The 2,423-nt window shown below is 66.8% G+C and carries 3 protein-coding genes; all 3 read right to left on the bottom strand.

Translation table 11 applies throughout. The annotated features are described in order from the left end of the window. Nucleotides 1-38: 38 nt before the first annotated feature. Nucleotides 39-1,592: an IS66 family transposase gene (gene tnpC / locus HFL01S_RS24315; RefSeq protein WP_066263926.1), complete on the bottom strand. Its 1,554-nt coding sequence runs from the start codon at nt 1,590-1,592 to the stop codon at nt 39-41. An 80-nt stretch (nt 1,593-1,672) separates the two neighbouring features. Then, nucleotides 1,673-2,005, bottom strand: a complete 333-nt coding sequence (gene tnpB, locus HFL01S_RS24310) for an IS66 family insertion sequence element accessory protein TnpB (RefSeq protein ID WP_066263923.1) — start codon at nt 2,003-2,005, stop codon at nt 1,673-1,675. Beyond that, on the bottom strand, nt 2,002-2,340 hold the full coding sequence (tnpA, locus tag HFL01S_RS24305) for an IS66-like element accessory protein TnpA (RefSeq protein ID WP_066263921.1): 339 nt from the start codon (nt 2,338-2,340) through the stop codon (nt 2,002-2,004). The genes tnpB and tnpA overlap by 4 nt, the downstream gene beginning before the upstream one ends. Nucleotides 2,341-2,423 lie beyond the last annotated feature (83 nt).

The raw sequence follows: 2,423 nt of genomic DNA, 5'->3' as shown, positions 1-2,423 counted from the left end.
TAAGCGTCCGGCAAACCCAGGCCCACCGAGGCCGGTGATCAGGCGTCGGCGGGTTTCCAGCGGTGCGGCAAGAGCTCGTCAATGCGGTTGGCCTTGTGCGTGGGCAGTCGCGTGAGCACGGCCTTGAGGTAGGCATACGGGTCGTGCCCGTTCATGCGGGCCGACTGGATCAGGCTCATGACGGCGGCCGCTCGCTGGCCCGCACGCAGGCTACCGGCAAACAGCCAGTTGTTGCGCCCGATGGCAATGGGTCGGATCTGGTTCTCGATCCAGTTGTTGTCCACCGGCAGTTGTCCGTCCTCCACGAATCGGGTCAGCGCATCCCAGCGCCGCAGGCTGTAGTCCAGCGCCTTGGCGGTGGCCGATCCGTCGGGTACCTGGCGCCGTTGCAGCGTCATCCATCCGTGCAAGGCGTCCAGGATCGGCCGGGTCTGCTGCTGCCGAACGGCTTGCCGTTGCTCGGCGCCCAGTTCCTTGACCTCGCGCTCGATGTCATAGACCCGTGCGAACTGCGCCAGAGCAAACTCGGCGATCTGGCTCTGGTTGGCCGCGTGCAGGTCGAAGAACTTGCGTCGTGCGTGGGCCAGGCAGCCCACCTCGGTCACGCCGCTGGCGATCAGCGCCTTGTAGCCGCTGAAGTCGTCACAGGTCAGGCTGCCCTTCCAGGCCTTGTCGGTGCCGTGGCCCAGGAAGCGCCGGGCGTGCTCGCCCGAGCGCGACTCGCAGAAGTCGTAGACCACGGCCTTGATGTCTTCAAACGCCCCCGGCGCATAGGCCCAGAGGTAGGCGCGATGCGTCTTGCCATCGCCGGGCTTGAGCATGGCCACAGGTGTCTCATCGGCGTGCAGCACCCGGTGGCCCAGGATCTCGGTCTTCAGCGCATCGACCAGCGGTTGCAGCCGCACCCCACAGGTGCCTACCCACTGCGCCAGGGTCGAGCGCGGGATGGCCAGGCCGGCGCGGCCGAAGATCGCTTCCTGCCGGTACAGCGGCAGGTGATCGGCGTACTTGCCCACGAGCACCTGGGCCAGCAGGCCGGTGGTGGGGATGCCCTTGTCGATGACGTGGGCCTCGACCGGCGCCTGTTGAATGGTCTCGCACTGGGCGCAGGCCCACTTGCCGCGGATGTGGCGCTCGACGCTGAAGACACCGGGCACATAGTCCAGCTTCTCGGCCACGTCCTCGCCCACGCGCTTCATCTGGCACCCACACGCGCATGTGGTGGAGGCAGGTTCGTGGTGGACCTCACGGCGCGGCAGGTACGCCGGCAGGGGCAGCCGCTTGGCCTGCTTCTTCTCGGGGGTGGTCGGTGCTTGCGTCTGCGCCAGCGCATCGATCTCGCTGGCCACAGCCGCCAGGTCCGCTTCGATCTCGTCTTCGAGCAGGCTCTTCTGTTCAGGGTTGAATCGTTCGGACTGGGCCGCGAACTTCATGCGCTTCAAGAGCGCGTTCTCGTGGGTGAGCTTGTCGATGAGGGTCTGCTTGAAGGCCAGTTCCTGGTCCTTGGCGGCAGCGGCCTGCAGCATGGACAGTAGAGTCGAGCGCAGTTGCTCGGCACTCAGACTCTCCAGCGATTGCGGCTCGACCACCATGGGCATGACTGTGCCAGCGCCAGCCACGCTACGCCATTGGCGCATGCACCGATTGGCAGGCAGCAGGCCTGCGATCAGATTCAGAGCACGGTGATGACGCCACCATCGCCCAGGCGCTGCCAGGGCAGGCCCAGCACCAGTGCATCGAACTGCGGGCGGCTGAGCGTGGCGGTCAATGCCCCCTCACGAGGCCAGACGAACTTGCCACTGTTCAGGCGCCGCGCTGCCAGCCACACCCCGATGCCGTCGTGCACCAGCACCTTCATGCGGTTGGCTCGCCGGTTGGCAAACAGGTAGGCGTGGTGCGGGCGCGCAGCACCGAAGACGGCCACCACGCGGGCCAGAGCGGTGTCCGTTCCGGCACGCATGTCCAGCGGCTCGGTGGCCAGCCACAGGGCATCGATGCGGATCACTTGAGCAACTCGCGCATCCAGATCGCACAGTGGTCGGCCGCCGAGACAGGCCAGGTCAGCGAGACGTTGGTGGCGCCACGGCGCAACTCGATGCGGATGTCTGGGGCCGGTACGCAGCTGGGCGCAGGCAGCGCCACCGGCACGAAGGTGGGGACTTGCAGATCCAAACTCGGGGCATGGGCCAGGCGGCGCCACTTGTGCACGACGTTGGCGTTGATGCCGTGCGAGAGCGCCACGCTGGCCACCGAGGCACCGGGCTGGGCGCACTCAGCCAGGATCTGCTGCTTGAGCTCGGCACTGTGGCGCCGACGGGTCTTGTTCTTGGCTTCGGTCATGGTGTCCACCTATCTCGTTGGGTGGACACCATCGTTGCCGCTTACGCCGCCGCCCTCAAGGGTGGGATGACCGTGCGCTTACC

The sequence above is a fragment of the Hydrogenophaga flava NBRC 102514 genome, from assembly GCF_001571145.1.
Classification (GTDB): Bacteria; Pseudomonadota; Gammaproteobacteria; order Burkholderiales; family Burkholderiaceae_C; genus Hydrogenophaga; species Hydrogenophaga flava.
The sequence above is the reverse complement of the archived record's forward strand: the minus strand, read 5'-3'. Positions and strand labels throughout refer to the sequence as shown.

Excerpts from the sequence above, each read along its gene's own strand:
- tnpA (WP_066263921.1), bottom strand. The coding sequence starts at position 2,340 with ATGACCGAAGCCAAGAACAAGACCCGTCGGCGCCACAGTGCCGAGCTC.
- tnpC (WP_066263926.1), bottom strand. The coding sequence starts at position 1,592 with ATGGTGGTCGAGCCGCAATCGCTGGAGAGTCTGAGTGCCGAGCAACTG.